We start from the raw sequence: 23649 nt of genomic DNA, 5'->3' as shown, positions 1-23649 counted from the left end.
AGTAGTGGTCAGTGTGATACTCGTTTAATGAGTAGGTTGCTGACAAATTGACTGATAAAAACGAATACCAAGATGATCAAGGTCGCCATGATCGTGACATCGGTCTGGAATCGGTTGTACCCGCGGGTGATGGCTAAGTTGCCTAAACCACCAGCGCCAACAGCTCCTGCCATGGCGGTCAATCCGATCACATTGATCACGGTCAATGCAGAGACCCGAATGATTCCCGCCACGCCTTCTGGTAAATAGACCCGAAAAATGATACCGAAAGGACTGGTGCCCATCGCTTCAGCTGCTTCTACGACACCGGGGTCAACTTCTAGCAAGGCGATCTCGATCTGCCGAGCAAAGAAAGGAATGATCCCAGCAATCAAAGGAACCAATGCTGCTGTTTCGCCGATGGTCGTTCCAACAAGGAATCGGGTAAAGGTTCCTAGTAACGTCAATAAGATAATAAAGGGGATCGAGCGGACCACATTGATGACTTTATCGAGAAATTCAAAGAGCGGTCGATTTTCTGAAATCCCATTCGGTCGAGTCACTACCAAGACGATCCCTAACAAGATACCTAAGATGCCCGCAATCAAAGAGGTCCAAAAAACCATATACAAGGTTTGGATCGTTGCTGTCACAAATTCATCTTGGATCGCAACAACATTGGGAAAATATTTTTCTAATAAGGCAGCCATCTAAAATCCTCCTTTAATCACATTGTTTAATGGTTCTGCATGATTTTCTTTTAAAATATTGGTGTAAACTCCTTGAGCCTTCAAGTATTCTAAGGCATGTTTACGCTGTTGGTATTCGCCAGATAAGCTAACGACTAAGCTGCCGATCGGCACTTCTTGCAAGATCTCCACGTTGCCGTAAAGAATATTGGTGGTCACTTTGTAGCGGCTGTACAATTGGGCGATCAGTGGTTCATTGGTTTGATCGCCAACATAGGACAGCTCCACCAGCCATTCATTTGGTGCCAAGGAAGAAAACTTCGAACTGCCAAGGATCGTTTCTAAGGCTTGGTCGATGTGCGTCGCCGTTCGGATGAAATCTTTGGTCAATGGTTTTTCTGGTTGACTGAAAATCTGAACGCTTGAACCTTGCTCGATGACTTCGCCGTCTTCCATCACTGCCACTTTGTTGCAGATTTCTTTGACGACTTGCATCTCATGAGTAATGATCACGATGGTCAAGCCGAGGGTTCGATTTAATTTTTTCAACAAAGCCAATATCTGTAAGGTCGTTTTCGGATCAAGGGCGCTGGTTGCTTCATCACAAAGCAAGATCTCTGGATCATTCGCTAACGCTCTGGCAATCGCGACCCGCTGTTTTTGTCCTCCAGATAGTTGGCTAGGAAACGCTTGGGCTTTTTCTTCCAATCCCACCAATGCTAACAGCTCGGTTACTTTTTGATGACGTTCCTGTTTGGACCGTCCCCCATATTTTAAGGAGAAATCCACGTTATCAAAAACATTGCGGCTGTCCATCAAGTTGAAGTGCTGAAAGATCATTCCGATCGTTTTCCGTTTTTCTCGCAGGGCTTTCGCAGAAAGCGTGGTCAGCTCGGTACCATTGACGACGACGCTGCCGCTACTTGGGCGCTGCAATAAGTTGATCACACGGACGAGTGTACTTTTCCCGGCGCCTGAGTAGCCCACGATGCCGTAAACGTCCCCTTTGTCGATCTCGATCGATACGTTTTTGACCGCTTGGATCGCGGGTTTCTTTGGTTGATTGAATGTTACTGATATGTCTTTTAATGAAATCATCGTCTTCCCCCTAGTTCTTGTCTTTTTCAATAAAAAAAGGCATCCTCAAACAAGTCACCTGTGACTTGTTTGAGGACGCCTTTTTGCGTGTTACCACCTCAGTTTAAGCTGCACTCACATACAGCTCCTTTTCGAGTACGATCATACTCTAGCCAGATAACGGTCGCTACCGTCGTCGCCTTGCAAACTACTGCTCGGAACGAATCACTCCTTGGCCATTTTCTAAAAGTCGTTTGATGCTTCTTTTCAGCTACCGAAGCTCTCTGTTGAAAAAACGTGCTTTTGTACTTACCAATTCTTCGTGTGTGGTGCTATTTGATTTTGGGTATAAAAAAAGTCCTTTTACCAGCGTTTGCTAGTAAAAGGACGAATACTCGTGTTACCACCTTTTGTTTAGAAGGTTTCCCTTCCCTCAACCCAACGTCTAGTCGTGCTAGAGATTGGTGCACTTTGTAACGGTAGTGCGCATCCGTGATTGCCTACTTATCGACAATCAATCCTCCAAGGCCATTTTTCATCGCTTCTGACTTGACTCTTTCCACCAACCAGAGTCTCTCTTTGAAGTATCCGCGGTTACTTTCCTTCTCAACAGATTCATTATTCTTGTTGAAGAGTACTTTACTGGAAAATGAACGCCTTGTCAACAAAAAATCACAATTTTTTCATCTGAGGATTTGCCAAGACTTCCGCAAAGCGTCCTTGCCAGAATGGTTTACGCCTCAATTTTGATAGAGCATGCCTTTTTCTGCTAACTGTTGTTTGGCTTTTTCCAGAGCCGCAGGATCGGTGTAGCGCAACGTATGCAAGTGTACCCCATTGGTTAAATCTGAGAGCAAGCGGGCTTCTGCATGTTTTGTTTTATTGATGAAATCAGTCACGTCTTGGTCTGTTTGAATCTGCAAATTGCCAGTGATCTCTCCATAGATCTCATGCTCAACGATGACATCGACCACTTCCACACCACAAGCGACAAAGATGCGCAATTCTTCTTCCGTTTGTTCAGGTCGATGCTGCACCGCTAGCTTACTTACATGCCCTGCCTCATCCAACAGCGCTTGCAGACGATAGCCGCGAGCCGTAGCCACAATCGCTTCACCAGCTGCTCGCAATAAGGCAATGTCCCCAACGATGATTTGACGGCTGACTCCGAGGGATTCTGCCAGTTTGCTGGCACTGATCGCTTTGTCCGCTTGCTTCAATGCCGCTAAAATGTTTTCTCGACGTGTTCCTCCATCCATACTCATTCCTCCAATTGATTCTCTTGATAGGTTTTTGAGTGGTTCATAATTGATTGAAACATAGCCAAAATCGTTTCTTCATAGGCTTGATTAGAAATCGCCTGCCGAATGTTTTCCAGCACTTTCTCTTCACGATTTTCATCTAATACTGGCAATTGACTGCTTTTCTTCAATTGTACGATTTCGTTGACCGTGCTCATACGTTTTTCCAAAAGATGCGTGAGTTGCCAATCAATGTCATCGATCGCTGCCCGCTGAACAGCCAAGGGATCTTGCTGGTTGTTTTCTTCTTCTAAATCGATCGTCTTGATGACCCGTGCTGGATTTCCCGCCAACACAACATTGTCTGGGAATGATTTGGTAACGACACTGCCAGCGCCTACCACGACATTGTTGCCTAAGCGGACCCCTGGCAAAATCGTGGCCGCACCACCGATCCATGCGTTGTCGCCAATCACGATCGGTGCCCCTAATTCTAAGCCGCTATTTCGTTTGACCGGATGTAATGGATGCGTCGCCGTAAACAACCGAACATTGGGTGCCAGCATACAATTGTCGCCAAAGGTAATCGGGCAAACATCTAATAGCACACAGTCGTAGTTAGCATAGAAGTTTTTGCCGACAGAAATATTGTAGCCATAATCAAAGCGGACATTCGGTTCGATATAGATTCGACCAGTCACAGAGCCGAAAGTTTCTTTTAGTAACTGCTCTTTGATTTTTGTATCAGTTTCTTGGTTGATCAGGTTCATTTGTTCACGGGCATATTTTCGATCTGCCACCAATTCTGGATCTGGGGAAAAGTACAATTCGCCAGCAATCATTTTCTCTTTTTCGGTACGTTGTGTCATATCATAAACTCCTTCATTCAATTTTCTGGAAAAACGTTTCGGCTGCTGCGGTCAACATGCCATATTCATTCGGGATCGCCAATGGTTCCTTATTGATGACCAACACCTGCTGGCTGTAATCGACTAGCCCTGCAAAAGGATAGACTTGCAGCGAAGTCCCCACGACCACCGTCAGGTCGGCTTGAGCAACGGCTTGAATGGCTCCTTCAATGGTTTCATCAGTAAATCCTTCCCCGTAAAGCACGATCGCTGGCCGAATCTGACCACCGCACCCTGCATGGTGCCAATCTTGCAAATACGCTTGCCAAGGTACCTGATTGCCGCATTTTCGGCAATAACAGTTGTACAAAGAGCCGTGAAAATCGATTCTTTGGTGACTGCCTGCTTTTTCATGCAAGCCATCGATGTTTTGCGAAACGACCCAGACGGTTTTCTTCGCTTGTAGCTCAGCCATTTTTTGATGAATGATATTAGGCTGTGCTTGAGGATGGTAGAGGTGCTTGACGAATTGATAAAATGTTTCCGGTTCGTTTTCTAAACAGTCATGACTTAACAAATACTCTGGCTGTGCCACTCCTTGATAGACCCCTTTTAAGGAACGGTAATCAGGAATGCCCGATGGGGTCGAAACACCGGCACCCGTCAAAAAGGTCACGGATGATGCGGCGGTGACCGCTGCGATTGCTTGCTCAATAGATACCTTCATCGTTCTAACTTCCTTTATGGCTTTTCTCTTATTCTAACCGAAAAAGAACCGTTTTTGCGAAAAATCAGCCATTTTCTTTTTTAAAAGCAACTAATGCTTTTTCGTGCGGAATTGCTTATAATAGATGCAACAAATGCAAGGAGAATGGGAAAACCAAATGAAAATTTTGATTATCGAAGACAACAATGAGATCAGCGAAATGTTGGCTACTATTTTAGCAGCTGACTATACTGTCCAGCAAGCCTATTCCGGCACGGAAGGTCTGCTACTTTTTCAGCAAGATGCTTTCGATTTGATTTTGCTAGATCGAATGTTCCCTGGTAAAGATGGGACACAAGTCTTGCAAGAGATTCGCCAAACCTCCACGGTACCCGTCATTATCTTGACTGCCTTAGATGAACCAGCCGATGTTTCCACCCTTTTGCTGGCGGGTGCCAATGATTACTTGACCAAACCCTTCAATGTCGAAGAATTAAAAGCCCGTATCATTGTTCAGTTGCGCACAAATAAACAAGCCCCTCCTGTTGCCAGCAGCCTCTCGTATAAAAACATTCAACTGTTGCCTGACTCGTTTCAGCTGCAACGAGGAGAAGCAACGGTTCAGTTGAAGAAAAAGGAGTTTGAGATTTTTTCCCTGCTCTTAGCCAACCCCAAAAAAGTTTATACGAAAGAAATGCTCTATGAAGCTGTTTGGCAAGAACCCTATTACGGTGAAGAAAACACGATCAATGTCCATATCAGCCATTTACGCAGCAAAATCAAAACACTCGATCCAGAGGAAGCGTATATCGATACTGTCTGGGGCATCGGCATCAAGCTAGCTTAAATAGGAGGAACCCCATGCATATACTTCAGTTTTTCGCTGCCTTGATCGTTGCTTTATTGATCGGTTACTGGCTATTTTTACTGTATGATCTGAAAAAGTACCACCAACAATTAGCAAGAATCAGCGAAATCGAAACAAATCAAGAGATCCATTTGCAGACCCGCGTACCCGCTTTAAAAGCGATCGCCTTGTTAAACAATCAGATACTTAGAAAAAATAAGCAGCAACACTATCAAATGCTGCAAGAAAACCAGCAATTGGAACAAGCCATTCAAAATATCTCTCACGACTTGCGCACACCTTTAACGGTCGCCAGCGGCTACACACAACTGCTGCAAGCCGATACGACCCTCAACAACCAACAGCTGCAGCTGTTGGAAAAAGTCAGCAGTAACCTAGAAAAAGTCGAAAATCATCTGGAACAGTTATTGACCTATCAGCGCCTCAAAGACAATCAACTGGCTTTGACCTTAGAAGAATTCGATCTTTCTCGTTTGCTGGAGGAGGAACTGCTCCAACTCTATCCTTCTTTTGAGGAAAACCATTTATCACTGACGGTTGCGATCCAACCCAATATCATGATCATTTCAGATAAAAAAAGTTGGCAGCGTATTTTTCAAAATGTCCTTGGTAATCTGCTGGAACATGGCAATGAAACGGGAACGATCCGCTTGAAACAACAAGGAGACCGCATCGTTTTCCAACAGGAAAATCAGCTGAGGACACCGATCCAGCACCCAGAAAAATTGACTCACCGCTTTTATACGGAAGACCTTTCACGGCACAAACAGCAAGCTGGACTTGGTCTGTATATCATTGCGGCATTGACTCATGCATTAGAGGGGAAGATTCAACTGGATACAACCGAAGAGACGTTTCGTTTGACTTTGTCTTGGCAGCAGTCTGCTAAGTCCCATTAAACACTAGCTACACGGACAAAAACGTCCAACAGTCTGACCTTTTTCGGTCGGTCCTGTTGGACGTTTTTCTTTTCTTTATAATTCTTGTCTCTTAAACACCAGATGTGCAGCCAAAAGACAAAGCAACAAACTGATCAGACTCCCAACAAAAATTGGTTGAACCATTTCCCACGTTTTGAAAGTGGTCATAGTCACCATCTCTAATCCGCCTTGGAAATCCAAGTATTCTAAAAATTTCCAGGTTGGCAAAGAAAAACGTGCAATCGCAAAGCCCATCGGAATAAAGATCGTCGCCAACACGCTGACTGCTGTATTTTTGGTCAAATACAACACCAACAAGGCAAAGGATGAGGTAGCCAATAAGATCAATACAAAGCCAGCGAAATAATACACTAAGTTTTCTAGCTGAGAGATGTCTTCAAAGCCGGTACCGCCAATGATCGTCCCCGCAACAAAGCTCACTAAGCAAATAGCCAAAATTTGCAAGACAAGTACCAACGCATACACCAAGAATTTTCCAAAGAGATAGGCGGGTTTAGAAACACCGACGGTAATGATATTCTTCATCGTCCCTTTCGTGTACTCACTCCCTAAAACTTGCATCACTAACGGCAGTGAATAATACAATAACATGGAAGACAGGCTGGTCTGGATTGCAAGAAAGCCCGTCATTTCGGCAAGGCTGCCTGTGGTTTGCGTACTATCTCCCAGGGTGACTCCCACGTCACCATTTGAAACAACCGCTAAAATCACCAACAATAAAATAATTCCTTCTGTGATCCAAAAACTTTTACTTTTAGATAAACGATACAAATCTGCCCGAATAAAATTCAACATCTTAATTTCCCCCTTCACTTGTCACTAACTCTTTGAAATACGACTCTAGGTTTTCCCCTTCAAAAGAAATCTGGTCGATAGCGATCCCTTCATAAACCAATTGACGGATTAAATCACGAATCAATACATTTTCTTGGTAGATGTGGATCTTGTGGTCACTGATAACTTTATATTCAGAAATCAGCTGACTGTCCAGTAAGCGGCTAGCTGTGGCTACATCATCGACTTCTAACTGAATAAACCGTTTCGCCATCAGATCGAATTCGTGCTTGGTCATCTCTTTGATCAGACGCCCCTCACTAATGACCCCAAAGCGTGTAGCCACTAGATACAGTTCTTCTAAAATATGGCTGGAGATCAAAATCGTCATGCCGCGTTCTTGATTCAATCGTAAAAGCAGCTCTCGAAATTCAACGATCGCGACAGGATCCAAGCCATTGATCGGTTCATCTAAAATTAGAAAATCTGGCTGATTCAATAAAGCAATCGCTAAGCCCAGTTTTTGTTTCATCCCTAAAGAAAAATCACGGTATTTCTTGTTGCCGACATTGGTCAAACCAACAAACGCCAGTGCTTTACTAACGGCATCAGGTTCCACCACCCCGCTGATTTTGCAATAATAGTTCAAATTTTGTTCTGCGGTCAATTGGTCGTAAGCGACTGGGGTCTCAATCACATTACCGACCCGTTTCAGCATCTGGATGTACGCTTTGCCGCCTTCAACACCAAACAACTGCAGACTGCCACTGGTGGGTTGGATCAACTGCACGATCGCTTTTAGTAAGGTCGTCTTCCCAGCACCATTTCTCCCTACCAATCCATAAATATCTCCTTTGGCGATCGTTAGATCGACATCATGCAGCGCCAGCTGTTTGCCGTATCGCTTGTTTAATCCTTTGATTTTAAGAACATTTTCCATTTCTACTTCCTCCTTGCTTGCTTCTGAGATCATTCTAGCAAGCAGATCTAAATCAGCTATTAACTAATTATTAATTGATTCTTAACTCGTAGTTTTTTGCAAAAAACAACATATTTCTATTATACACAGCTGAAAATGCACCTTTCGAAGAAAATCTCTCTTTGACAGCAAACCCTCCAGCAATAAATATAGCAAACGATCATTTTGCTGCAGCTTTTACGCTTTGTTTTTTGCCTCACAAAGAAAGAGATTCCTTCATGACAAGGAACAAAAAACGTGGTAAACTAGTCACGAATCAAAGTGAGGTGAAATACATTGGTAGCAGCTATTATTTATTGGGCAATGATCATTATCAGTTTCGGTTGGTTGGCAGTCAGCTTATATTTCTCTATCTTCTATTTAGCACGTAAAGAAAATGGCAATTTATGGGCATTTGGCTTTTTAAATGTCATCACAGCAATCATTCAAGCCATCGTCCTTGTGGTTTACCGTACCTTAGGACAAGATTGGGGCGTTACACAATACTCAAGCCTCATCTATCTAGCACTTGGCTTATTGCTTGGCTTGACAGTCATCCAAGCTGTTTTAGGCCGTGAACCAAAAGCGAAAGTCGCTTAAGGGTTCCAATAGACACTCGTAAAAACGATCCGCTTTCTCTTTGATAAAAATAGGGAAATGGTCGTTTTTTTGTTAAAAAGAATTGACATTTGGGTGCTTTTCTTCTAAACTCTGAGAAGAATCAAATTAAATACGAGTACCCTTTAACATTTAGGTAGAGGTCGCGAGGTTCATTAATCCTGCTGAGTGAAGCAACACGTTTACAGCAGAGCTAGGGAACATCGCCGAAACAAGATCGGTTTTGCTTGCATCGATTTTGTTGGGCCGCAAATGAACAATTTGCGGACTGTCTTAGCTTGTCTAAGTTGCGCTATGTTTTGTGAAAGGTTTGTCGACGATGACCTGTCAACAGCCGTTTTCCAATCATGGAGTACGGCTGTTTTTTTGCTTTTTCATCCTTACCTGCTTGTCCAACTCGTGAAAGGAAAGAGATAAAATGAAAAAAAATAATTGGATCTGGGCGGTCTTCGCCCTCTGTCTAACCCTCATTCAGCTGCCCCTAACCGTGCAAGCAGATGACCAAACGCCTGCGGAACAATTTCGTGTCGGTATGGAGGCAGGCTATGCCCCCTTCAACTGGACGCAAACGACGGACGCCAATGGTGCCGTGCCGATTTCTGGGGAAGAAGGCTCGGCGTTTGCCGGCGGTTACGATGTCCAGATCGCCAAACGAATCGCTGAAGGTTTAGGCAAGGAATTAGTGATCGTTAAAACCCAATGGGACGGTCTGCCGCCAGCATTACAGGCGGGGACTATCGATGCCGTCATCGCTGGTATGTCACCCACGGCCGAACGCCGCGAGCAAATTGATTTTACTGATCCTTACTATGAATCCGACTTGGTGGTCGTAGTACGTAAAGATGGAGCATTCGCCGATGCCAAAAGCCTCGCCGATCTTTCGGGGGCAAAAATCACTGCTCAGCTGAATACCTTCCATTATACGGTCATTGATCAAATCCCTGAGGTCCAAAAAGAACAAGCCATGCGGGACTTCTCCTCCATGCGCGTTGCTTTAGCTTCGGGCATCATTGACGGCTACGTCAGCGAACGACCAGAAGGCGTCACTGCCGTCGGAGCAAATCCTGATTTGAAGATGGTCGAGTTCGATGAAGGAGCAGGTTTTGAAACCAATCCAGAAGACGTCCAAGTAGCAGTCGGGATGCGCAAAGGCGATCCCGATGTTGAAAAAGTCAATGAGATCCTTGCAGGAATCTCTGAAGAAGAACGGGTTTCCCTGATGGATCAAGCAGTCTTAGATCAGCCTGCAGATGCCAGCGGAGAAACGGCGGATCAAGGTCTGATCGCTGATTTCAAAAAAATCATTGATGATTACGGCATGCTCTTTTTACGAGGCGCTGGCTTGACCTTATTCATCGCGATCCTTTCAACGATCATCGGATTAATCATCGGTCTTTTAGTCGGTATCTTCCGGACACTGCCGCTTTCAGAAAATCCAGTAGGACGTTTCTTCCAACGAATCGTCAACGGCCTGCTGACCATCTATATCGAAGTTTTCCGCGGTACCCCAATGATGGTTCAGGCAATGGTTATTTTCTACGGAACGGCTCTAGCCTTTGGTGTCTCCATGAATCGCACGCTGGCAGCTGTCCTGATCGTTTCTATCAATACGGGTGCCTACATGTCTGAAATCGTTCGTGGAGGGATTTTTGCTGTAGATGACGGTCAATTTGAAGCAGCTCAAGCCATCGGAATGTCCCATTGGCAAACCATGATCAAAGTCGTGTTGCCGCAAGTAATGCGCAATATTTTACCAGCTACCGGAAATGAGATCATTATCAATATCAAAGATACTGCTGTCTTAAGTGTCATCAGTGTTGCGGACCTCTTCTTCCAAGGTACATCAGCCGCTGGAACGAACTTCCAATACTTCCAAACATTTGCGATCATCGGTGTGATCTACTTAGTCTTGACCATCAGTGCCACCCAGATCTTGCGCTTTGTTGAACGCAAAATGGATGGTCCCAGTGCGTATGTCAAATTAGAAGACATCAACCCGAACGAATAAGGAGGAAGAACATGTCAGCAATCATTGAAATTGACCATTTAAAAAAGAGTTTTGGCGACAACGAAGTCTTAAAAGACATCAGTTTGTCTGTTAATAAAGGAGAAGTTGTCACGATCATCGGTTCTTCTGGTTCAGGAAAATCCACACTTCTTCGCTGCATCAACTTGTTAGAAAAACCAACCAGTGGGCAAATCATCTACTTAGGTGAAAATGTGCTGGAAAAAGGCTATGACTTGCCGAAATACCGTACGCATCTAGGAATGGTTTTCCAATCCTTTAACCTATTCAACAATATGAATGTATTAGAAAACTGCGTGACGGGACAAGTCACTGTTTTGAAACGTGATCGCAAAGAAGCAGAAGCGACTGCCAAAGAAAATCTGGAGCAAGTCGGTATGGCTCAATATGCCAACGCCAAGCCTTCCCAGCTTTCAGGCGGACAAAAACAACGGGTAGCCATTGCCCGTGCCTTATCGATGAATCCAGATGTCATGTTGTTTGATGAGCCGACTTCTGCACTGGATCCAGAAATGGTCGGTGAAGTGTTGAAGACCATGAATACGTTAGCTCATACTGGCTTGACGATGGTGATCGTTACCCACGAAATGGGCTTTGCCAAAGAAGTATCTGATCGGGTCATCTTTATGGATCAAGGTGTCATTGCCGAACAAGGGACACCTGAAGATATCTTTATTCATCCAAAAGAACAGCGCACCAAAGAATTCCTTTCCCGTGTGTTGAATTAATTTTCTGTCTTGAAACACTTAGCGGTCTTCTTCCGAGCTTTTTCGTCCTTTTTCAGTACGCTTGGAAGAATTTAATGCTAAGTGTTTTTTTATTCTCTAAACGACAATTGTCAGAATTTATCAAAAAATCACAAAAAACCATTGCTATTTGTTAGAAACTTTGTTATTTTTTTTAAAACTAAGGAATTATAGGAGCTTTCATTTATGGAAAAAAAGTTACAATTTAAGGATTATATGTATGTTGGATCAATGCTTTTCGGTCTTTTCTTTGGTGCCGGAAATCTAATCTTCCCAGTTCACATGGGACAAGAAGCTGGTGCGAATGTCGGTTTAGCCAACCTTGGCTTTTTAGTAACGGGAATCGGCTTGCCGTTTTTAGGGGTCATTGCTATTGGCGTTTCCCAAAGCAGCGGTGTTTTTGAATTAGCTTCTCGGATCAATCGCCGCTATGCAATGATATTTACGATTTTGCTTTATTTAGTGATCGGGCCTTTCTTTGCTTTACCCCGTTTGGCTACCACTTCTTATGAGATCGGGATCGCTCCCCATGTTTCATCTGACATGCAAACTTGGTTATTGGCGTTGTTTTCTGCCCTCTTCTTTGGCGCTGCCTGGTGGTTTTCTCGTAAACCAAGCAAAATCTTAGATTATGTCGGGAAATTTTTGAATCCATTATTTCTGGTCTTACTAGGCGTTTTGCTGTTTTTTGCTTTTTGGCAACCTCTAGGAACCATCAGCGATGCGCCGATCTATCCTAGCTATCAAAGCGATGCTTTCTTTACTGGTTTCACCAACGGTTACAATACCCTTGATGCGCTGGCATCTTTAGCCTTCGGGATCATCATCGTCTCGACGATTCGCAATATGGGGGTTGAAAAACCTACGACGGTCGCAAAAGACACGATCCTTTCTGGTTCTGTCAGCATCGTGTTGATGGGGATCATCTATACCTTACTTTCTTATATGGGAACCAAAAGTCTAGGGCAATTTCCTATCAGCGAAAACGGGGGGATCGCTTTAGCACAAATCGCCAACCATTACCTTGGCACTGTCGGCAGTCTGCTGTTGGCTTTGATCGTTATCTCCGCTTGTTTAAAAACTGCCATTGGTTTGATCACGGCTTTTTCCGAAACCTTTGCTGGATTGTTTCCCAAGCAAAGCTACGGATTCTTTATCGCTTTGACAAGTATCTTGCCAGCGATCTTCGCCAATGTCGGCTTGACCAATATCATCGAGTTTTCTATTCCAGTCTTGATGTTTATCTATCCACTGGCGATCACGTTGATTTTGTTGGCGATCATCAGTCCCTTGTTTCATCATCGTGCCAGTGTCTATCGAATGACGACATACTTCACGTTGATCGCTGCAATCATCGACGGCTTAAATGCAAGTCCTGCACTGATTACCAACAATGCTTTCGTGCAAGGAATCTTGTCTTTTGCGTCAGATTATCTGCCCTTTTTCCAAATCGGGATGGGGTGGGTCGTACCAGCTGCGATCGGATTTTTGATCGGTTTGCTATGGTCGTGGTTCAAAAAAGACCCTGTTTCAGCCTAAATTAGTTAAAAAGATGAAAATAACCTACCTTTTTTTAAAGGGTAGGCTATTTTTTTGATTAAAAAGACTGACAGTTTCGTAAAAAAAAGATACAATAGAGCCACAAAGGAGGATACCTATGTTTTATGAAGAACTTATGATGGACCCGCAAACATTAATTAAATTTAAAATATTCCGGCGTATGCTGACTCTGCAAAACCCTAGCCACCCAATCGCACAATTGGCAAAGGAAATGGAGTTAAGCTACCAACAAGCTTTTATAGAGTTGACTGAGATCGACCAAGATCTAACTGAGTTAACTCCGGATCATATGTCGATACTCGGTCGTGGCGGTAAATTACAGCCTCAGAATATCGCGGTAACGATCGATGAATACCGCTTCTATTTATTGAATAAAAGCGTTCCGTTCTTATATGTTCTTTACATGCTGAATGAAGACCATCCTACGATCACGGATTTTTGTGCAAAATACGATGTCAGTCGTTCAACGGTGTCTCGCAAATTTGAACATCTAAAAAAACATTTGAAGCAATTTCAGCTTCGCTTTACGTACACTGAATCAAACTTGGTGGGCGATGAGCGTCTTGTGCGGCTCTCCCTATTCAATATCATTTGGTTAGGTACTCGTGGAATAGAATGGCCATTTGCGATCGCTGAGAGTGAGACAGAAAAAATGGTGGATCGATTCACGGAGTACTTCCCAATGACTCATTCTTATCTTGGCCGATTAGAGTTGAAGTATTTCGCTGCCTTGATTCTTTTACGAATCAAAAAAGGAAATTTTGCCAAATACGACAAGCGGTACAATTTCCTAATGAAAAATAATCCATATTTCGATTTTGAGCGTTTGACACAAGTCGTTGATCCTGAAGTTTCAATGACAGACAAACAATTAAAAGGCGAATCAGGGTTTATTTACTTGATGGCGCAAATCTTCCCATTCTATTTGAGTCCTGAAGAAGAAGCGTTGCAACAAACCTTGCAATTCTTTTCAAGCAAACAAAACCCAGTTTATCCATTAGTCGCAGACTTGTTAGCAGAGATGAAAGCAACCTTCTTTGCTTCACAACCTGGCCTGTTAGATGAGCCATTGGTCGTGGGCAATTTAATCAATGTGACTTTCGGCAACTACGTTTTCCGTCAGCCGTTTCCAAATATCTATCGCTTGCTGACGCCATCGATCAATCGCGGGTCTGCTGAAGAGCAGCTGCAGCAAAAAATCGATGAATTCTTAACGAGTTATCGCGAAGAATCCGCGGTGGACTATATCAACGATGAAAACCAAGAGCAGATGGCAACGATGTATACCCACGCCCTGCTGCCGTTTTATGATCAAATCCGTTATTCAAATCGTTTACGGGTAGGGGTTGCGTTAGAAGACAATTTCTTAGTCGTTCAAGGTTTAAATCAATTCTTACATGACTTGACCTTCGTAGCAGCAGAACCTTATGATCTAAACCAGCAAGAAAACTATGATGTCATCGTTAGTTCCAATCAGTTGATGAAAAAACTCAAACCAGAAAAAATGAGTTATATTTGGGATTATGCGGCAGATGATCGGCAATACATTGATTTGTATCGTACCTTGAAAAACCGTTTTGATGAAAAGAACCTTTCTCTGTAATCAAACCGTTACGGTTTCTTAAGAACTTCCGAAAAGATTTGTCACAAAATATTCATATTTATCTCGTATACTCTATGTATACCAACAAACAACCCTAACTAACACTTTTTCATTTTTAACTCCTTCCCGTCGGCCACCCACCGACGGGTCTTTTTTTGCTTCTTTTCGCAGCCAGCAAACTTAAACACTTTCCAATCTTTTCTCCACAAAAAATTCATATTTGGACAGTATAGTATACATAACCCAACAAACAACCCTAACTAACACTTTTCATTTTTACTCCTTGCCTGTCAGCTACCCACTGACAGGCTCCTTTTTTTCTTACGGGGTTTGCCGTATACTAAAGCCAGGAGGTGTCCTATAACAAAAGCCATTACGACAGTTGACCAATACATTGCAACAGCTCCAGCAGAACGACAAGCGATTTTAAGAAAGGTCCGTCAAACCATCAAAGCCGTTTTACCTGAAGCGGTTGAAAAAATCAGTTATCAAATGCCTACCTATCATCAGGGAGAAACTATCGTGCATTTTGCCTGCGCCAAACAGCATCTTGGCTTTTATCCCACGCCTTCTGCGATCACGGCCTTCCAAGAAGACCTACAACCCTACAAAACCAGTAAAGGGGCGGTTCAGTTTCCTTTTGCACAGCCGATCCCTTACGAACTGATCGCTGTGATGACCGCTTGGCGACTCGCAGAAGTCAAAAACAAGCACGCTTAACCAGCAATAAAAAAACCGCTGTGTCTAATGACGCAGCGGTTTTTTTGCTATGCACAGGCTTGTCTACAAGCCAGGTTTTGTATTCAAGGTGCTAACTTTCAGCACATGATGCAGGGGAATAATCCGCAGCTGCTGACGGTCGCTTTGTAATTTCAAGACAACTTGTTCTTTTGCTACCGTTTTGCCGACGATCCAGCCGGTAACGGTTTCAAAACCACCCAATTTCTCTGTTTTTACTTGCAGCACGACCAGGTGCTTGGCAGCGGCTGCCTCTTGCAGCGTTCGCTGGATTTCTTTGACTTTTTCAGACTGATTCTTCTTGTCAGCATCATCACTGAAAAAGGTATCCAGCAACGTTGTGGATGTCATCACAATGAGTTTGCCCAATTGTTTGATGGGCGATGGTTTCTTTTCCATTGGACATTCCTTTCTGCGCGTTGCAGCAGTTTATAAAAACCACACATACGTTCGCATTTCCATGGTTCTATTTTAGCAAATTTTTGGTAAAATACAAGCGAACACGCCTTATTTTTCAGAAGAAATAACCTCTAGCCAAAAAGGAATTCCTTCTTGCAGCAGTTGATAGGTCTCTTCGAAATCTCCTGTATAATAAGGATCTGGTACTTCCGCGTTTTCTTTGCCAGGAACAACACTCAAATACGAACGAATCTTTGCGTTGGTATCGGCAGGTGCCAGCGCTTGAAGTGTTTCAACATTGCTTTGATCCATACCGATGATCCAGTCAAATTTGGCAAAGTCTGCTTCCGTGATCTGCCGTGAAATGAGTCCCTCGCTGGATAAGTCTGCTTGACGCAATCTTTTTTTGGTTCCGGGATGAGCAGAATGTCCGACTTCCCATGAGCTGGTCGCTGCCGAATCGATCTGCCAATCCAAATTGCGTTTTGCTATTTCTGCTTTATAAATAGCTTCTGCCATGGGGGAACGGCAAATATTACCTAAACAAACAAATAAAACTTTCGTCATCGCTCACTGCTCCTCTTTTTCATAGATTTGGTGGCCAAAAAATTCCACATCCTTCGCCAAACGAAACAATTGCGTTGCAATCTCTAAAGGGGTCTCTGGAAAGTCGTTGTGAATCCAATTTTCCAAAATGCCTCCGCAGCCGTAGGAAAAGAACCGGCTATAAAATAGAATGTCTTGTTTCGTCAATTGCTGCTCTTGATCGACCTCCAAGAACAAGCGCTGAAAAAGCGGTTCTGTGATCTGTAGAAATCCGTTCATTAAGATTTCACGGTCATAAGCCAGTGATTTGCGGTAAAAGGCCGGCGCTTGTTTCATTGCTTTCAGCATGCGCAAGGCGGCTTCTTCCCAGTTATCAAGGGAGACATCTTCTGTCGTCAAAAAAATCAGGGCATCTTGCCGATAGATCCATTGGATCAAAGCTTTTTTATCAGGAAAATGGTAGTAAAACGTCTGCCGATTGACTTGCGCCTTTTCGGCGATCTCCTGTACGCTGATTTTATTCACTTCTTTGGTCTCACAAAGGGTGATCAATGTCTGGCCAATCACAGCCTTCGTTTGTTTCCCATCCATCATAGGGCACCTCTTTTTCTTCTCTTTCTATCATACCAAATTTTCCTGCAAAAAAAAATCCTATCAAATGGTCCTTTTTCACAGACCTTCCCCGAAACCTTCATCAGAGCAATAGATTCCTGGGCGCTTTTTAAATAGGACAGGTTTCTACAAAAAACGCCTGCCTCCATTTGAGGCAGACGTTGCTTTCGATAGTTAAACGGCAGGTTGCTCATTGTGCCATTTTGGTTTGAAACTGTTCTCTTCGAATCACACTGACTTTTTCAGTGAAATTGGCCCAGTCGATGGGTCTAGGTGGTGCCAGCCATAAGATATGGTCGATCCCCAATGCACCATAAAAGGGTAAGTTTGAAAGAATCAGATGCGTATGATCATCTGGGTAACTTTGGAATTGGACATTTAAATCGAGGATTTTTTCGATATTCTTTTGGATCATCTGATTGTAGGAATCGCCAAATGAAAAGTCCACGCAGACATACAAGGGAACCAAAATCTCTTTTAGCGGAATCGTGGAAATCAACAGAATCAGGTACCTGAAAAACAAAAACTCTTTATTGTTCCATAAGATCGGCCGGTTGCGGCTTTCTTCCAGATAGTTACGGCAAAAGGCAGCATATTCTGGATAGGTTTCAAGAAAATACGTCACATCCATATATTGGTATTCATAGCGAGAACTAAAGGAAAACGACAAGAGCTGATAATGGATCGTTGTCGTTTCAGCATGAAGAAGTGCCAACGTATCTGCGGTTAAGGAAAACTGCTGTTGGACGGCTTGAATAAAATGCTCGTTTAATTGTTGGATATAGGTTTGTTCTTGATCGATGTAGCTATTGTTGTCGATCAGCCAGCCCTCAACGATCAAAAAGCGCAAAATATCTCGAGCTTCACGCTCTAGCACTTCTTGATCGGTGATCGTCAAAATCTCCTGCAGCCAGCGTTTCAATTCCTCAATGATCACGAGATGTTTGGGCAAGACTAAATCATTTTCCACGCTGTTTTGCAGGTAATGACCATTCGTCATCCGTGCCAAAACGATTCCTAGATAATGTTTCTTGCGAATCCGCATGCGAGCAGACTGTTCTGGTTTAAGCCAGGTGCTTTCATTAAAACGATCAAAGGTCTTTTCTTTTTCTAGGATTTCTTTTGGAAAAGGCGAATGATTCAGATAGTATTCCTTCATAAAAAAGAGAAAAATAAATTCCCTGATCTCACTTTCCTCCCCAACCAGCTGAAATTCTTTCGTCACTTCAATATCATATTCTTTCAAGATCAGTTTGAACTGTTTAAATTCTTTATAGACGGGATTATGGCTTAAATAGTGATTGGTGGCAAATTCGTATAAAGAAGACAATTGCTCAAAAAAACATTCTTTCAACATGGAAAATTTCAACGCTTGATCCAAATAATAGGTCAGCAGTGTATCGGAAGTTGCCAGTCCCGAGGCATTCAGTTTAATGACCGTCCCATCGGTCACGATCTCAAATTCCTCATTCAATCCGAGTTCATAAAAATCAAGATTCAATTCTTGAACGGTTTTGTTGATCAAAAATTCCGACATGGTCAATTGATCCATCAATGTTTCCTTCGTTTCCGAAAGAGCGACTGCGTTTTCCAAATATTGCAGCATCACCAATTTTCGTTTGTCCGCCTTATTCAAAAATGTCACAAACATGCGTTTTCAAGCCTCCATTGTTTTTTTGGCCATAAAGGACGTTTCCTGAAAATAAGTAGCACAAGCTGGCAAGATAAGAAGGCTTATCATCGCCATCACCATCTGTATTATTTCCTGGCAGTGCTAGATCGACGTTCAAACGATCCGGCGCAAAGACATCCTCCAGCATGACTCGTTGGGCAAAATGTTTTTGCTTCTCCAAAAAACTGCTTTCTGACAGTGAGGATCGCTCCGGCTCTTTTTTCGGAACGGTTTCTGGTTCAGGCGCGGGTTGTTCTTTGGATTCTTCCATTTCAGTTGGCGGTTCCTCCACTTTTTCTGGTATTTCTTCTGGTGGGTCCGTCGGGACGATTTCTTCTGAGGGGTCCAGCGGATTATAAATGGTCGCAAAAACGACTTTTTCTGTAACAAGATCGATCATTCCGATAATCATGCACGCACCAATGACAAAGCCAAATCTGCGTTTCATTTTATTCACCCTCCTTATCATCAGCGCATCTTCTGATGATGTTTCTACGACGCTGAACGGTCCAACAACTTATGGGCGCCCAGCAGACATCCACTAATTATAAATAAAATAACAAATAAAAGAAACCAATTTTTCATTGATTGTTGTTTCCATACCGTTTCTTGTTTTTCAACCATCACTTTTGCTGCTTTCGTCATGCTGATTGTCGCCGCTGGTTTTTGTGGATGATCGGCAGTTGCCTGCTCAACAGGAATCGCTGTCAGCACGTACCGTTCTTCTGTTCGAGTAGGCGTAGGACAAGTGATCAAGGTCAATTTTGGTGTCTGTTCTTCCTCTAGCACCGACAAGTCCGACTCGTCTACGATTTTTTTATCCGTGATGATATACTGTTGGCTCTCCTCGAGATAGGTCACTGATACTTCCATCCCCACCTGTGCTTCTAGCAACTGACCAAATAACAAACTTTGTCTGCCAAGATGATGCCCTAAAACGACAAAATTGCTATTTTTCAACGAACGTTCGGGAAACATCACGACGCCGCCTCTCAGCAGCTGTTGATTCGTTAGTCCCACCAACAGCGGCTGCTGGAAATCGATCGCCTCGATTGCGACAAAGCCGTACCCAGTGATCGTTGTCGGCTGAGGCGCCATTACATCTGACAGAGCCGGCATTCGGATCGTTTCTTCTTCTGGGATCGTTGCCGGCAGCTGGGTGGCTATCGTCAATTGCGTGGTGCGTAATTGCCAACTGACGATGCTTTCTTTTAGAAAAGGCAGTGCCAGCAAAAGAATACCTACGATGATCAACCCATCGATCAAGCATTTCTCAAGGTGCTCACGCTTCATCCGTTTCATTTTTTTTCTTTCGTCGGTACCATAAAAGCAGCAGCAAGGCGAGTAGTAGCAACAGTCCGCCGATCAAGAAGTAAAGCCATGTGTAATCTGTTTCGATCGTCACATCTTTCTTATTAAGATCACGTGCGACCTCTCCCGTCACTGTAAATTCTTTTTCGAAGGTCCATTTATAGAGATAGCTTTCTTCTTCGCCTTCTTCATTTTCAATTTTGTATTGCCCTTCATCGCTTTTTCCACCATAGGCAACGGAAGTCAACACGTAGGTCCCTGCTTCTAAACGTTGTCCTTCTAAAGAGATTGGGTACGAGAAGTTGGAATTAGGTGCCATTTGCATTCGTGAGGTATCCGAAGAATACAAGACGTCGCTATCACCTTTTTTCTTCACTTCATTGATCAGGCGTAATGAATTCAAGTAAGCTGCTTCAGGATTTTGAAGGGTGACATTGATAGTATTTCGGGCGTTGACTTGACCTGGTCCAACATCTAGCAGTTTTAGATCCGGTGAAACTTCTGTTGTGTTTTGTCGCAGTAAAATCGCAACGACATAGGCATACTCATTCTTGATAGCTAACCCTTGCTCTTCTTCACTGTCAGCAGTATCGGTTTCCTCTGTCGTCTCTTTTAAGGTCAATCCGCCTGCGATGACCCCTTCAAAGGATTCTGAAGGCATGGTGATCTTTAAGGGTAAGGTGATTTGGGATTGTTTGGGGATCGTGATCTCTTCATCCACTTCAATCAAATCAGCCATATCATAAGGCAAGGTTTCGTCCGCTTCGATGTCGTTTTCGCCATATTCCACGACTCCGTTTAAGTTTGTGGTAGCTGAAGCGATCACTGGTGCGATGACGACCTCTTGATCGGTGTCATTACGCAATTGGACTTCAACGGTTTGTACCGCACCCGGCGCCATTTTCAAGTCAAAATAAGTTTTTTCTTTATCGATTTGATTTTCTGGAATTACGGGATTGACGGCAAAGTTAAATTCAGAAGCGGTTCCTATCGTTGGTACAAAAAAGAAAATACTTGCGAATAGGAGCGCCAAAAGCTGGTTGATTTTTTTCATGATGGATGTCCCTTCTTTCTATGTATTCTCCTTAAACCACGAAAGGGTTCAAGGAGAAAGCTGGTACTTATGGGTTTGTTGGTGTGTCTGTCAGTAACCAAGTAAACGTGGTGTTGTATTGGCTGGCATATTTTGTCGTTGAGCCTGGAACTTCCAACTCAATGCTATCCATAGCTGCAGCTAAACTATCGCCCCAGCTCATTAGATAGGTCCCTGCCCCTTCGCCATCTTGGGCACTCATCACTAAGGATTGGGCACCATTTGGATTCAATGTGATCGTTGCACTCACATTTGATGGTTTTGGTGACAAGGAAGGTGTTACTACAGTTCCCTTCGTCAAGCGAATTTGCGCGGCGGTCAATTCTTGATCTTCTGCTGTTTTGAACTGACCATTTTGGCGAACATTCAATGTCCAACCGCTCTCTGTTCCCCTATTATCTGTCACTTGGACAAAATTTGGTCCTTCTTGATTCACATTTGCTGAATCTACGTATTTTTGGGTTTCCGCATGGTAGATCTCTGTTTTTGAGGTGATTTTTTGCGTGCCAAAGTAAAGGCTTGAAGCAAAATCAATCGATAACGGTCCGTTGGTTCCTGGATTTGGTCCATCTGGGTCCGTTGGGTCAACTGGTTTGATCGGATTTTCTGGATCTGGGTCTGTTGGACTGATTGGATTGGTTGGGTCTGTATTTGGTTCAAAAGTGATCTGTCCGTTTGAATTGTATTCTGCGCTGTCCGCTGCTTGTGCCAGCACAGGAGCAGCGAAGCTTAGCCCTAATACTGAGAGAAATGCTAGTGTTTTTTTCATGTCTATACTCCTTATCCTTCCGTTCCTGGTGTATCTGATAATACCCAAGTTAGTGTAGTCGTGTAGCTAACGGCATCTTTTGGTGTGCTGCCGGGTACAGAAAGTGCGACTGCTTTGGTAACATCTGCTTGTACTTCTTGGCCATCCTTATCTATTTCAGTGACCGTCTCAACGCTTCCCCAAGCGTTAACCCATGTTCCAGCACCCGTTTGATTTGCTGCGGTCATCACCACTGATTCAGCACCTGCTGCATCCAATATGATCGTCGCTTCTGCCACTGGAGCAGTAACGCCGACCGCATTTGATTTAACAGCAGGACTTGTTAGGGTAATGACAGAACCAGTCAATTCTTGATTCAACGTCGATTCGTTTTTGAATTGACCATTTTGCTTCACAGACAACCGCCAACCGGCATTGCTACCGCGATTATCCGTTACTTGAACATAATTGGCAGTTTTTAATGTAGAAACTGTGTCATCGTCATTCAAGTACCCTTGTGCTCGTGCATAATAGACTTCGTTTTTATTGGAGATTTTATTGACGCCAAAATCTAAGCTAGAGGCATAATCGATCGATAATGGTCCATTCGTTCCAGAGTTTGGTCCATCTGGATCGGTTGGATCCACAGGATTGACTGGGTTTTCTGGATCTGGATTTTCTGGATTGACTGGGTTCGTCGGATCGGTATTTGGAATAAAATCAACCGCCCCATTTGAGGTGTAAGAAGCCGCTTCAGCTGCTGAAACCTCAGTTGCTGCACTCGCTGCTGCCAATACGGCAAGACTTAAAAAGACCCATGCTGTTTTTTTCATTTCTATTTGACACTCCTTTATCTGTTTTACTGAAAATCAGTGATTTTAATTGCTTTCAGGGACATTCTTTAAATTCCAAGTCAATGTCGTCCGATACTCTTTGGCTAATTTTACGGAACTGCCTGGTACATTTAATTTTACTGCCGTTGACCCTTCCGTTGCATCGTTCCCAAACTTGTAGATCCAAGTGCCCATTCCTTTTCCGACAGGTGCGTTGACCAATGTGATTTCACTATCGGGTACAAAGGTATGACTTGCCGTAACCGTTGGTGCATACTGCATATCGGTGACCGAAGTTGCTGCACCTGAGGCGATCGATAATGAAGCCCCGACTAGCTCTTCGTCATCAGCCGTTTTGAATTGTCCGTTTTGCACAACACTCAATGACCAGCCTTCTTGTGTTCCTCGTTTATCTGTTACTTGCACATAGTTTGGTCCAGCAGCGCCAGCTGTGAACTCTTGCAGCTGTGCGTAATAATCTTTTGTTTCGGAAGTGATCAGTTGGTTGCCAAATTGAAAACTTGAAGCAAAATCGATCGATAATGGTCCAGCTGTTCCAGGGTTTGGTCCATCTGGATCGGTTGGATCGACGGGATCCACTGGTTTTTCTGGATCGGTCGGATCAACTGGATTGGTTGGATTCGGGTCCGCTTCAAAAGTGATTGCTCCATTTGAGGTGTATTCAGCGGCATTAACGGTTGTTGGTAACAGAGCTGTGCTCATCAATAGAATGCCTGCCGTCAAGAAAAGTTTTTTCATTTTTTGTTCTCCTTTTGATTAAAATGATTCCTGCTGCCAACAAAACGACAAGACCACTGCTTTGATAGCTATTAAAGTGATCCGACCCTGTTGCCGGCAGAATGTTGTTGCCTTTTTGATTTACTTGTTTATTCCCTGGCTGTTCTTTTACGGGCTCTTCTGGCTCCTCAACTGGTTCTTCATAGACACCGAAAAAGGAAGTAATGCCATTGCTGTCATAGGCACCTGCTTCGGCTGCTGAAACGAGCTGAGGAAACATTAATAGACAGCCAGCAATAATACCGATCATGATTTTTTTCATTTA

26 protein-coding genes, 1 riboswitch and 2 other annotated features are annotated in these 23649 nt (G+C 43.6%); of the genes, 8 read left to right on the top strand and 18 right to left on the bottom strand.

Annotated elements, in window-relative coordinates; genetic code table 11:
• Positions 1-8 precede the first annotated feature (8 nt).
• The 5 genes from Q1X33_RS05985 to Q1X33_RS05965 all read right to left on the bottom strand — a co-directional run bounded on the left by Q1X33_RS05985 (position 9) and on the right by Q1X33_RS05965 (position 4561).
• Positions 9-689, bottom strand: a complete 681-nt coding sequence (locus Q1X33_RS05985) for a methionine ABC transporter permease (RefSeq protein WP_301969585.1) — start codon at positions 687-689, stop codon at positions 9-11.
• Entirely contained in the window at positions 690-1766 is a 1077-nt protein-coding gene (locus Q1X33_RS05980) for a methionine ABC transporter ATP-binding protein (protein WP_005227207.1), read from the bottom strand.
• A 68-nt stretch (positions 1767-1834) separates the two neighbouring features.
• Positions 1835-2075 (bottom strand) — a binding site (T-box leader).
• 50 nt (positions 2076-2125) lie between these two features.
• Positions 2126-2364: a binding site (T-box leader), on the bottom strand.
• A 121-nt stretch (positions 2365-2485) separates the two neighbouring features.
• On the bottom strand, positions 2486-3010 hold the full coding sequence (locus Q1X33_RS05975) for a transcription repressor NadR (RefSeq protein ID WP_005227206.1): 525 nt from the start codon (positions 3008-3010) through the stop codon (positions 2486-2488).
• Complete coding sequence (locus Q1X33_RS05970; RefSeq protein ID WP_005227205.1) at positions 3007-3855, bottom strand: chorismate mutase; 849 nt, start codon at positions 3853-3855, stop codon at positions 3007-3009. The genes Q1X33_RS05975 and Q1X33_RS05970 overlap by 4 nt, the downstream gene beginning before the upstream one ends.
• 13 nt (positions 3856-3868) lie before the next feature.
• Positions 3869-4561 (bottom strand): NAD-dependent protein deacylase, encoded by a 693-nt coding sequence (locus Q1X33_RS05965; protein WP_015508851.1) that lies wholly within the window; start codon positions 4559-4561, stop codon positions 3869-3871.
• Positions 4562-4718: 157 nt separating this feature from the next.
• On the opposite strand from Q1X33_RS05965, the gene Q1X33_RS05960 reads away from it, so the two are divergent.
• Together Q1X33_RS05960 and Q1X33_RS05955 are read left to right on the top strand one after the other, a co-directional pair.
• On the top strand, positions 4719-5387 hold the full coding sequence (locus tag Q1X33_RS05960) for a response regulator transcription factor (RefSeq protein WP_301969584.1): 669 nt from the start codon (positions 4719-4721) through the stop codon (positions 5385-5387).
• 14 nt (positions 5388-5401) lie between these two features.
• Positions 5402-6307 (top strand): sensor histidine kinase KdpD, encoded by a 906-nt coding sequence (locus Q1X33_RS05955; protein WP_005227201.1) that lies wholly within the window; start codon positions 5402-5404, stop codon positions 6305-6307.
• A 75-nt stretch (positions 6308-6382) separates the two neighbouring features.
• Here the strand turns inward: Q1X33_RS05955 and Q1X33_RS05950 are convergent, their stop codons facing one another.
• Positions 6383-7144: an ABC transporter permease gene (locus Q1X33_RS05950; RefSeq protein ID WP_010748673.1), complete on the bottom strand. Its 762-nt coding sequence runs from the start codon at positions 7142-7144 to the stop codon at positions 6383-6385.
• A gap of 1 nt (position 7145) precedes the next feature.
• Positions 7146-8063: an ABC transporter ATP-binding protein gene (locus Q1X33_RS05945; RefSeq protein ID WP_005227199.1), complete on the bottom strand. Its 918-nt coding sequence runs from the start codon at positions 8061-8063 to the stop codon at positions 7146-7148.
• A 315-nt stretch (positions 8064-8378) separates the two neighbouring features.
• Here Q1X33_RS05945 and Q1X33_RS05940 point away from each other — a divergent pair, with 315 nt between their 5' ends.
• From Q1X33_RS05940 to Q1X33_RS05915, 6 genes are all read left to right on the top strand, one after another.
• Positions 8379-8681 (top strand): hypothetical protein, encoded by a 303-nt coding sequence (locus Q1X33_RS05940; RefSeq protein WP_005227198.1) that lies wholly within the window; start codon positions 8379-8381, stop codon positions 8679-8681.
• 147 nt (positions 8682-8828) lie between these two features.
• Positions 8829-9002: riboswitch (Lysine riboswitch) on the top strand.
• A gap of 115 nt (positions 9003-9117) precedes the next feature.
• The gene (locus tag Q1X33_RS05935) at positions 9118-10707 is read left to right on the top strand and encodes an ABC transporter permease subunit (protein ID WP_005227197.1); all 1590 of its coding nucleotides are present in this window, start codon (positions 9118-9120) and stop codon (positions 10705-10707) included.
• An 11-nt stretch (positions 10708-10718) separates the two neighbouring features.
• Positions 10719-11453, top strand: a complete 735-nt coding sequence (locus tag Q1X33_RS05930) for an amino acid ABC transporter ATP-binding protein (RefSeq protein WP_005227196.1) — start codon at positions 10719-10721, stop codon at positions 11451-11453.
• Between the two features lie 204 nt (positions 11454-11657).
• On the top strand, positions 11658-13010 hold the full coding sequence (brnQ, locus tag Q1X33_RS05925) for a branched-chain amino acid transport system II carrier protein (RefSeq protein ID WP_005227195.1): 1353 nt from the start codon (positions 11658-11660) through the stop codon (positions 13008-13010).
• A 118-nt stretch (positions 13011-13128) separates the two neighbouring features.
• On the top strand, positions 13129-14634 hold the full coding sequence (locus Q1X33_RS05920; protein ID WP_005227194.1) for a helix-turn-helix domain-containing protein: 1506 nt from the start codon (positions 13129-13131) through the stop codon (positions 14632-14634).
• Between the two features lie 360 nt (positions 14635-14994).
• Positions 14995-15354, top strand: a complete 360-nt coding sequence (locus Q1X33_RS05915) for an iron chaperone (protein ID WP_034868967.1) — start codon at positions 14995-14997, stop codon at positions 15352-15354.
• Positions 15355-15417: 63 nt separating this feature from the next.
• On the opposite strand, the gene Q1X33_RS05910 is transcribed toward Q1X33_RS05915, so the two are convergent.
• The 11 genes from Q1X33_RS05910 to Q1X33_RS05860 form a co-directional block, all read right to left on the bottom strand.
• Positions 15418-15771, bottom strand: coding sequence for a hypothetical protein (locus tag Q1X33_RS05910; protein ID WP_005227192.1), 354 nt, complete (start codon positions 15769-15771; stop codon positions 15418-15420).
• 108 nt (positions 15772-15879) lie between these two features.
• Positions 15880-16338 carry a low molecular weight protein-tyrosine-phosphatase gene (locus tag Q1X33_RS05905; protein WP_005227191.1) on the bottom strand — a complete coding sequence of 153 codons (459 nt, stop codon included), beginning with the start codon at positions 16336-16338 and terminating at the stop codon, positions 15880-15882.
• Positions 16339-16341: 3 nt separating this feature from the next.
• Positions 16342-16911: a TetR/AcrR family transcriptional regulator gene (locus Q1X33_RS05900; RefSeq protein WP_005227190.1), complete on the bottom strand. Its 570-nt coding sequence runs from the start codon at positions 16909-16911 to the stop codon at positions 16342-16344.
• Between the two features lie 208 nt (positions 16912-17119).
• The gene (locus tag Q1X33_RS05895) at positions 17120-18580 is read right to left on the bottom strand and encodes a helix-turn-helix domain-containing protein (protein WP_010748665.1); all 1461 of its coding nucleotides are present in this window, start codon (positions 18578-18580) and stop codon (positions 17120-17122) included.
• On the bottom strand, positions 18558-19049 hold the full coding sequence (locus tag Q1X33_RS05890) for a hypothetical protein (RefSeq protein ID WP_034857822.1): 492 nt from the start codon (positions 19047-19049) through the stop codon (positions 18558-18560). Before Q1X33_RS05890 ends, Q1X33_RS05895 begins: the two co-directional genes overlap by 23 nt.
• Positions 19050-19093: 44 nt before the next feature.
• Positions 19094-19894, bottom strand: a complete 801-nt coding sequence (locus Q1X33_RS05885) for a class A sortase (protein WP_034868969.1) — start codon at positions 19892-19894, stop codon at positions 19094-19096.
• The gene (locus tag Q1X33_RS05880; RefSeq protein ID WP_034868859.1) at positions 19884-20966 is read right to left on the bottom strand and encodes a DUF916 and DUF3324 domain-containing protein; all 1083 of its coding nucleotides are present in this window, start codon (positions 20964-20966) and stop codon (positions 19884-19886) included. The genes Q1X33_RS05885 and Q1X33_RS05880 overlap by 11 nt, the downstream gene beginning before the upstream one ends.
• 67 nt (positions 20967-21033) lie before the next feature.
• Complete coding sequence (locus Q1X33_RS05875; RefSeq protein ID WP_005227185.1) at positions 21034-21774, bottom strand: WxL domain-containing protein; 741 nt, start codon at positions 21772-21774, stop codon at positions 21034-21036.
• 11 nt (positions 21775-21785) lie between these two features.
• Positions 21786-22586 (bottom strand): WxL domain-containing protein, encoded by an 801-nt coding sequence (locus Q1X33_RS05870; protein WP_301969581.1) that lies wholly within the window; start codon positions 22584-22586, stop codon positions 21786-21788.
• Positions 22587-22631: 45 nt separating this feature from the next.
• On the bottom strand, positions 22632-23309 hold the full coding sequence (locus Q1X33_RS05865; RefSeq protein WP_005227183.1) for a WxL domain-containing protein: 678 nt from the start codon (positions 23307-23309) through the stop codon (positions 22632-22634).
• Positions 23278-23646 (bottom strand): LPXTG cell wall anchor domain-containing protein, encoded by a 369-nt coding sequence (locus Q1X33_RS05860; protein ID WP_005227182.1) that lies wholly within the window; start codon positions 23644-23646, stop codon positions 23278-23280. Before Q1X33_RS05860 ends, Q1X33_RS05865 begins: the two co-directional genes overlap by 32 nt.
• Between the last annotated feature and the right edge of the window lie 3 nt (positions 23647-23649).

This window comes from Enterococcus sp. B2E4 (assembly GCF_030499455.1).
GTDB lineage: Bacteria > Bacillota > Bacilli > Lactobacillales > Enterococcaceae > Enterococcus_D > Enterococcus_D casseliflavus.
This window is presented reverse-complemented; position numbering and strand designations above follow the sequence as displayed.

What these genes read in the sequence shown, in the direction of transcription:
- Q1X33_RS05985 (WP_301969585.1), bottom strand. Translation starts at nt 689, where the DNA reads ATGGCTGCCTTATTAGAAAAATATTTTCCCAATGTTGTTGCGATCCAA.
- Q1X33_RS05980 (WP_005227207.1), bottom strand. Translation starts at nt 1,766, where the DNA reads ATGATTTCATTAAAAGACATATCAGTAACATTCAATCAACCAAAGAAA.
- Q1X33_RS05975 (WP_005227206.1), bottom strand. Translation starts at nt 3,010, where the DNA reads ATGAGTATGGATGGAGGAACACGTCGAGAAAACATTTTAGCGGCATTG.
- Q1X33_RS05970 (WP_005227205.1), bottom strand. Translation starts at nt 3,855, where the DNA reads ATGACACAACGTACCGAAAAAGAGAAAATGATTGCTGGCGAATTGTAC.
- Q1X33_RS05965 (WP_015508851.1), bottom strand. Translation starts at nt 4,561, where the DNA reads ATGAAGGTATCTATTGAGCAAGCAATCGCAGCGGTCACCGCCGCATCA.
- Q1X33_RS05960 (WP_301969584.1), top strand. Translation starts at nt 4,719, where the DNA reads ATGAAAATTTTGATTATCGAAGACAACAATGAGATCAGCGAAATGTTG.
- Q1X33_RS05955 (WP_005227201.1), top strand. Translation starts at nt 5,402, where the DNA reads ATGCATATACTTCAGTTTTTCGCTGCCTTGATCGTTGCTTTATTGATC.
- Q1X33_RS05950 (WP_010748673.1), bottom strand. Translation starts at nt 7,144, where the DNA reads ATGTTGAATTTTATTCGGGCAGATTTGTATCGTTTATCTAAAAGTAAA.
- Q1X33_RS05945 (WP_005227199.1), bottom strand. Translation starts at nt 8,063, where the DNA reads ATGGAAAATGTTCTTAAAATCAAAGGATTAAACAAGCGATACGGCAAA.
- Q1X33_RS05935 (WP_005227197.1), top strand. Translation starts at nt 9,118, where the DNA reads ATGAAAAAAAATAATTGGATCTGGGCGGTCTTCGCCCTCTGTCTAACC.
- Q1X33_RS05930 (WP_005227196.1), top strand. Translation starts at nt 10,719, where the DNA reads ATGTCAGCAATCATTGAAATTGACCATTTAAAAAAGAGTTTTGGCGAC.
- brnQ (WP_005227195.1), top strand. Translation starts at nt 11,658, where the DNA reads ATGGAAAAAAAGTTACAATTTAAGGATTATATGTATGTTGGATCAATG.
- Q1X33_RS05920 (WP_005227194.1), top strand. Translation starts at nt 13,129, where the DNA reads ATGTTTTATGAAGAACTTATGATGGACCCGCAAACATTAATTAAATTT.
- Q1X33_RS05910 (WP_005227192.1), bottom strand. Translation starts at nt 15,771, where the DNA reads ATGGAAAAGAAACCATCGCCCATCAAACAATTGGGCAAACTCATTGTG.
- Q1X33_RS05905 (WP_005227191.1), bottom strand. Translation starts at nt 16,338, where the DNA reads ATGACGAAAGTTTTATTTGTTTGTTTAGGTAATATTTGCCGTTCCCCC.
- Q1X33_RS05900 (WP_005227190.1), bottom strand. Translation starts at nt 16,911, where the DNA reads ATGATGGATGGGAAACAAACGAAGGCTGTGATTGGCCAGACATTGATC.
- Q1X33_RS05895 (WP_010748665.1), bottom strand. Translation starts at nt 18,580, where the DNA reads ATGTTTGTGACATTTTTGAATAAGGCGGACAAACGAAAATTGGTGATG.
- Q1X33_RS05890 (WP_034857822.1), bottom strand. Translation starts at nt 19,049, where the DNA reads ATGAAACGCAGATTTGGCTTTGTCATTGGTGCGTGCATGATTATCGGA.
- Q1X33_RS05885 (WP_034868969.1), bottom strand. Translation starts at nt 19,894, where the DNA reads ATGAAGCGTGAGCACCTTGAGAAATGCTTGATCGATGGGTTGATCATC.
- Q1X33_RS05880 (WP_034868859.1), bottom strand. Translation starts at nt 20,966, where the DNA reads ATGAAAAAAATCAACCAGCTTTTGGCGCTCCTATTCGCAAGTATTTTC.
- Q1X33_RS05875 (WP_005227185.1), bottom strand. Translation starts at nt 21,774, where the DNA reads ATGAAAAAAACACTAGCATTTCTCTCAGTATTAGGGCTAAGCTTCGCT.
- Q1X33_RS05870 (WP_301969581.1), bottom strand. Translation starts at nt 22,586, where the DNA reads ATGAAAAAAACAGCATGGGTCTTTTTAAGTCTTGCCGTATTGGCAGCA.
- Q1X33_RS05865 (WP_005227183.1), bottom strand. Translation starts at nt 23,309, where the DNA reads ATGAGCACAGCTCTGTTACCAACAACCGTTAATGCCGCTGAATACACC.
- Q1X33_RS05860 (WP_005227182.1), bottom strand. Translation starts at nt 23,646, where the DNA reads ATGAAAAAAATCATGATCGGTATTATTGCTGGCTGTCTATTAATGTTT.